Annotated in this window: 4 protein-coding genes and 1 pseudogene; all 5 read right to left on the reverse strand. The window is 37.8% G+C overall.

All coding sequences use genetic code 11. The annotated features are described in order from the left end of the window. Positions 1–1,671, reverse strand: a pseudogene (locus ABWO41_RS13835) (glycosyl hydrolase 115 family protein); the annotation flags it as partial. Positions 1,672–1,719: 48 nt separating this feature from the next. Beyond that, positions 1,720–2,232 carry an alpha-glucuronidase family glycosyl hydrolase gene (locus ABWO41_RS13840; protein WP_353139141.1) on the reverse strand — a complete coding sequence of 171 codons (513 nt, stop codon included), beginning with the start codon at positions 2,230–2,232 and terminating at the stop codon, positions 1,720–1,722. A 4-nt stretch (positions 2,233–2,236) separates the two neighbouring features. Further along, entirely contained in the window at positions 2,237–3,316 is a 1,080-nt protein-coding gene (locus tag ABWO41_RS13845; RefSeq protein ID WP_353139144.1) for an endo-1,4-beta-xylanase, read from the reverse strand. Between the two features lie 7 nt (positions 3,317–3,323). Beyond that, on the reverse strand, positions 3,324–5,462 hold the full coding sequence (locus ABWO41_RS13850) for an alpha-glucuronidase family glycosyl hydrolase (protein ID WP_353139147.1): 2,139 nt from the start codon (positions 5,460–5,462) through the stop codon (positions 3,324–3,326). 35 nt (positions 5,463–5,497) lie between these two features. Next, positions 5,498–6,526 carry a LacI family DNA-binding transcriptional regulator gene (locus ABWO41_RS13855; protein ID WP_353139150.1) on the reverse strand — a complete coding sequence of 343 codons (1,029 nt, stop codon included), beginning with the start codon at positions 6,524–6,526 and terminating at the stop codon, positions 5,498–5,500. Between the last annotated feature and the right edge of the window lie 249 nt (positions 6,527–6,775).

Below are 6,775 nucleotides of genomic sequence, written 5' to 3' on the forward strand. Positions count from 1 at the left end.
ATTGCTTATTCCCGTTGGAGCCAGATTCCAGTTTATAGAAACAGCAATACTTTCGTCATTATCTAAGGAGCCACTGGTTTTAGATAAATGTATATACTTAGGCGCTTTGATATTAAATTTCGAACTGGTGTTGCCTCTGTTAAATAACTCGATATAATGTGTTGCTTGTGATAAAGCATTAAATGTAGCCAGTTTTGTGCCTTTGACGTTTTTCCCGGTCCAGAATTCCTCGCTTCCTTCTACACTTATGCCTAAATTTGATTTGTTCATAAGCTCTACTCTGCTGACTTTAGGCATTGTATTAGAATCTGGTTGTTGCCAGTAAGTATAGCCAATATGTGTTTGGTCCATCATGTGTTTCCACTTTCCATTGGCCATTATGTTGTTGTAATAATTGGTGATTTCAGTGTCTTGTTTAAATCTTTTTTCTACTTCCTCAGCATATTGATTGGCTGATTTTCTACCTTGTTTAGCGAAAAGTTTATTTTTAGCGTGTGCATAATAAAGATGGTGCAGATTAGCGTTTGCTTCTATCGGATGCAAAACCAATTGATAAAAACTATCATGATAAATCTGCGGAAGTTTAGACTTGATTTCTACGGCTTTTTGCAGCAAGACATCATAATCAGCAATTACCCTTGTCCATTCGTTATAATTTGTTAAGCTATAAGTATCCGCATTCAGTAATTCAGGTTTTATACGTCCGGCATATTTTAAATAGGTGTCTATTAAATCAGCGATTTCATTCCTGTGTTTACCGCCAAATTGTTTCTCTGCCCAGTTTACTGTATAATTTTTTAGTTGCTCTGATGGAATGGCGTCCGGATTCCATGCGTAGTCCAGAAAAAACTCGATAGGAAATTCCATAGGTTTTAAATCACCTACGTTTACAATCCAGATCTGGTTGGCGTCATATTGATAAGCCAGATTCATCTGCTCCCATGTTTTTTGGATAGGATTAGTATTGATCCATTTATAATTTCTGGGACCACCTACATAATCGAAATGATAATAAATTCCATAACCACCTTTTCTTGGTGCTTCTTTTAAATCGGGCAATTTTCTAAGATTTCCCCAGTTGTCGTCACACAATAGTAAAGTCACATCGTCCGGGACACGCATGCCTTTATCGTAATAATCCTGAACCTCTTTATACAAAGCCCAAACTTGCGGAGTTTGCTCAATAGGCTTTTGAGTTACATTTTTGATGATGTCTCTTTGGTCTTTAACAATTCTTTCAAGCAGGGCAGTAGCAGTTCCTTCGGTCATGGGTTCATCTCCGTCGCCACGCATACCCAAAGTCACTAAAATCTCTTTGTCAGCAACTCTTTCTAACCCGGTTCTCCAGAATTTTTTTAATTCCTCTTCGTTTTTGGTATAATCCCAGGCCCCTTTTCCATAACGTCGCCATTCATCATGAGCTCTGGTCAAAGGTTCATGATGAGATGTTCCTATAACTACGCCGTATTCGTCTGCTTTTACGGGGTTTAATTTATCATCGTCATTGAAAGCGCTTCCCCACATGGCAGGCCACAGGTAATTGCCTTTTAGTCTAAGAATCAGTTCAAATACCTTTTCGTAGAATTGATGGTTAAATCCGCCAAATTCTTTTTTTGCCCAGCCGCTTAAGGCGGGAGCTTCATCATTTAAAAAAATTCCTCTGTATTTTACGGCCGGACTTTCTAAAACGTACCTTCCATTTTTAACATAGAGATCTTTTTAATTCTTAACCGGAACATCAGCCCAGTAGTACCAGGGAGATACGCCTGCTTGATAAGAGATTTCGTAGATACCATAAATTGTACCTCGTTTATCGCTTCCGGCTATCACCAAAGCTTGTTCAATAGCTGTTGTAGGGTTTTGTACAACCTCAATCAAAGTGCTTTCCCATCTGCCTGTAATCCCGTTTACGTTGATTTTTTTGTTTTTTATTAAATCATCAATCAAAGCAGATTTACCAATAGTTCCAATGATGATAGTCGTTTTAGATGTTTTATTGTTTAGGGCCGGTTCCCGATCGGTAACCTTTTTGATATCGCTTTGTAAATCTCTGATAGCTCTTTTTACACCGTCAAAATCATTTTCATCGTATAAAATATTACTCGCTTTAGATTGGGCTACAATGGGGAAGCTGTTGGCTAAAGCATTTGTACTGATAATGGTTTCTAAGCCAGTAGCAAAAGTCTGGGCAAATAACAGGGATAGGATTAGGGTAAAGCTTAGTCTCTTCATGATCTTAAAAATTTACGACTTTCCAAAAAGCAGCTTTAGGTTTAGCATTAATATCAAATAGAGAAGGGTAGTTTTTACGCCCTTCTACAGGGTAATGGTCTAGCCAGGTGTATTTATCTGTAGCATTCCAGAAAGTGACATTGGTGATATTCTTCTTGTATTTTCTAAATACCTCGAAAAACATTTTGTATTTGTCTGCCTGTGCTTTTTGTAACTCAGGAGTATATTCGTCAGATTCATTTGGGTGTTTAGCTCTTTTTTCTTTTTCCCATTTATAGATAGAAACATCCAGTTCAGTAATATGAATTTCTAATCCCAGAGATGAATATTTTTGAATAGCATGCTCCAGTTCACTTCTTGAAGGTTCAAAAATAGACCAATGGGCCTGAAGTCCGACACCATCTATCGGAATATTTTTGTCTTTCAATTGTTTTAGAAGGGTATAGATTCGCTCTACTTTTTCAGGTCTTTCGCTATTATAATCGTTATAGAAAAGTTTAGCATCCGGATCTGCTTCATGGGCATATTCAAAAGCTTTTTCTATAAAATCATCACCAATGATTTCCGTCCACTTAGATTTCCTAAGCAGGTTATTCGGATTGTCGTCAACGGCTTCATTTACAACATCCCATGCGTAAATTTTCCCTTTGTACCGGTTAACTACAGTGTGTATATGTGTTCTTAATCGTTCTAATAACACTTCACGGCTTACGTTATTACCATTTTTATCTACAAAAATCCAATCTCCGGCCTGCTCATGCCAGCATAAGGCATGCCCTCTGATTCTCATATTATTTTTAACGGCGAAGTCGACTATTCTATCAGCATTTTTCCAGTTGAAAACACCCTCTTTGGGCTGTAAAGGGGCCATTTTCATGTCGTTTTCTGCCGTTATACTGTTAAAATTCTTTTTAATAAAATCTGCTTGAGGCTCTTCCAGACTCCTGACATTAACGGCAACACCAATGGGGAAATAGTCCTGATAATAATCTTTTAAACCTTTAACATCTTGTGCCTGGGCCACCCATGTTAACGATGCTGTAAATAAGGCAACGCAAAAGGATTTTGCTATAAATGTCTTCATATCAATATTATATTCCTGGGACATATTTAAATTCTAAGCTTTCGTAATATTTCAGATCGTGTTTGGGTTTCCCCAGGCCTGCAGGAATTGGCTTACCGGAAAATTGCTGAAAATAAAGTACACAGGCATCTCTCCACATAACGGCATCATCATGCTGGATACTAAAAAGCTGTTTTACCGCTAAATGAGTTTCAGGGTCTATATTTACATTTAATTTATCCCATGCGATTTGCATCTGCTGAACTTCTTCCACACCCTGATAATATTTTTTCACCAATCCATTCCAGAGCGTCTCTCCATTCTTCAAACGGTAATCCCATGATAAATGGTGGAACCATAGCAGGTATTTCTCGGGACAGGTTTTAGTGGAATTAAATTCATTTGCCAATTGCGGCTGGTACTGGTCAACAGCATCACTTCCTGTTCTGGTTCTGTTAAAACCTATTCCATTTTTATCTGCTTTATGGTAATAAACCGAAGTCCAGTCTGCCCGTGGCTTATTGGCGATCCATGGTCCCGGGCCGTAGTGATGATCCCATCCCATCAGATGATGAAGACCTAGCGGAGTCATATAATTCACCACAGCTTCCCGGGATTGCATTAAAATATCAACAACTTCATTGGTTGCCGAGTTGTTAGTATGAAGTGTAAGTTTTGTCCACTCGCGGGCAATCTGTTCGGATGTTAAGCTGTAATCCCAGGCCAGTTTCCCAAAAGCGAACCAATTAGATTGAGCCAGGGGATGCCCGCACCAGTTGATGTCATTTCCAATATTGGAAACTCCGGCAATGGCAGAGATTTTATTGTTGAATAAGGAACCATCTATAACTCTTGCAACTGTCGAGTTTTTACCTTTTGCGTAAGTATCGGCATCAAGGCATTCCTTAAATAAAGGTGCCAGATAGGCGAGGTTGGTTGCCATTCCCAGATATTCCTGCGTAATCTGAAATTCTGCCATTGTATTTGTTTTTGACAAAGCACCAAATAGCGGATGGAAAGGTTCTCTCGGTTGAAAATCTATTGCCCCATTTTTGACCTGAATAATAACGTTGTCCTCAAAATGACCGTCCAAAGGTTTAAACTCGTTATAGGCTTGTTTTGCCCTGTCTTCAGGAACTTCATTATCATAAACAAAAGCCCGCCACATCACTATCCCTCCGTGAGGAGCAAGCGCTTTGGCTAGCGTATTCGCACCGTCAGCATGGTTTCTGCCATAGTTTTGCGGTCCCGGCTGTCCTTCTGAATTTGCTTTAACCAAAAAGCCGCCAAAATCAGGGATAATATTGTAAATCTCGTTCGCTTTGTCTTTCCACCATGTTTTTACCTCTTCGTCTAAAGGATCAGCAGTTTTTAGTTTGCCAATTTCTATCGGAGCGCTGAATCTTGCGGTTAAATAAACTCTTATGCCGTAAGGCCTGAATGTGTCTGCCAGGGCTTTTACTTTTTGTAGCCACTCTTTGGTAAGAATAAGCGCATTGGAATTAACATTGGTCAAAACAGTTCCATTTATGCCGATGGAAGCATTTGCCCTTGCATAATCTATATAACGTTGATCTATGTATTTTGGTAAACGCTGCCAATCCCAAAGCGAAAAGCCAGCATATCCGCGCTCAACTGTCCGGTCTAAATTATCCCAATGGTTTAAAATTCTACGCTCTATTTTCGGGCTTTCCTGTATATTGATTCGGGATATATCTCCATTGGTTCCTAAAATCTGAAGCAATTTAAAGCTTCCGTAAAGCAAACCAATTTCAGATGGTGATGAAATAAGGATAACCGGCTTATTCTGGATAATCTTCTTTTCAATGGCAAAGGCATCTGTTTTGTCAAAACTTTTTGAAGCTAAACCATATTTTGTGAAATCTCCCGTTTTTAATAAAACCAAACTGTTTTCCCTGATCTCTTTTGTTTCTGTTATATGTTCGTTTAAAATTGCTTTTAAGGCATTTTTTAATTCTGATGCTGCAATTTTCGTTGTTGCACTTTGGTAAGGGATATATAAGCTTTGTAGCTGTGCTTTATAATCTGCCAATACAGAAACGTCTTCCAACAGTTTATAATTGAGCCATAGATTATAGCCGTTATCCGCGAATGCTGATAGAGAAAATGTTGATATTAATAGTTTGATTATCAGTTTTTTAATCATTGCAATCGGTTGTATAAATGGTTCAAAAAAAGAAACTATTCCTTTTTTAAAGAAGAGTTTCTTACAATTAAATCAGTTTTTAGTATCACTGTATTCATATAATTAATATCGCTTTCGCCATTTAAGTGATTGATAAGGATACTTGCGATAGTTTCACCCATCTGATTTCCCGGATAATTTATGGTACTGATAGCAGGTTCACAAACTCTGGAAATTAGATCGTTATTGAAGCCAATTATTGCCATATCTTCCGGAACTTTTACGCCAGCATCTTTTAATATAGTTAATGCATAAGCTGCGGAAGGGTCGCTTGTGATAAATAAACCGTCCGGTAATTTTTGGCGTTTTAGCACATCGTTTTTCAGGCAGTCTTCTATTGCTTTTTCAGATAAATCATTAGAGATAACCAGCTTTTGGTCATATTTTATTCCATTGTCCTCTAAAGCTTTTTTATAGCCGTTTAGTCGGTCATTATATACATTTCTGATGAGGTTACCCGTGATGTGCAATATTTCTTTACAGCCTTGGTGAATGAGATGTTCTGTTGCCTGATAGCCGGCTTTAAAATTATCTATTAAAACTTTGGTTGCATCTATTTCATCAGCAACGCGATCAAAGAATATGATAGGAATATTTTTTTTAATGAAACTATTTAAGTGTTTATAATCCTTAGTGTCGTAAGCCAGAGAAATAATCAGCGCATCTACTCTGTTATTGAACATGGTTTGTGCATTTTTAGCTTCTTTCTCTTGCGTCTCAAATGATTGGCTGATGATCAGATTATAACCCGCGTTGTTAGCTACTTTTTCTATACCAGATAATACGGTAGACATAAAAGCACTGTTTAGTCTTGGAACAATTACGCCAATGGTATGTGTCTTCTGTTTTCTGAGATTACTTGCAAATTTATTGGATTGATAGCCCAATTCACTGGCCAAATCTACAATACGCTTTTTTGTTTTAGCGTTTACGGCCGGGTGATTCTGTAAAGCGCGACTTACGGTAGCGGCGGAAATTTTTAATTTTTCTGCTATATCATAGATGGTAATCTCTTTTTGGCTCATACTTCGCAATTCAGGTCAATGAAAGTTCTAAGTTATATAAAATAAAATTAATATGCAATCGATTGCAAAAAGTTGATGAAAATATCATATATCGATTTGCTTACCCGTTTTTCGTAATACAAAGGAGGCTTGTGGCTGATTAGTTAGCGTATAGTAATGGAATAGTTATAGGATAGTTAAAGGAATAAGCCAGATACAGTTAAGGAATGTACAAATATTTCGGACGGAGTCCTGGGCTTTCAAAAGGCA

The sequence above is a fragment of the Pseudopedobacter sp. genome (assembly GCF_040392825.1).
Classification (GTDB): Bacteria; Bacteroidota; Bacteroidia; order Sphingobacteriales; family Sphingobacteriaceae; genus Pseudopedobacter.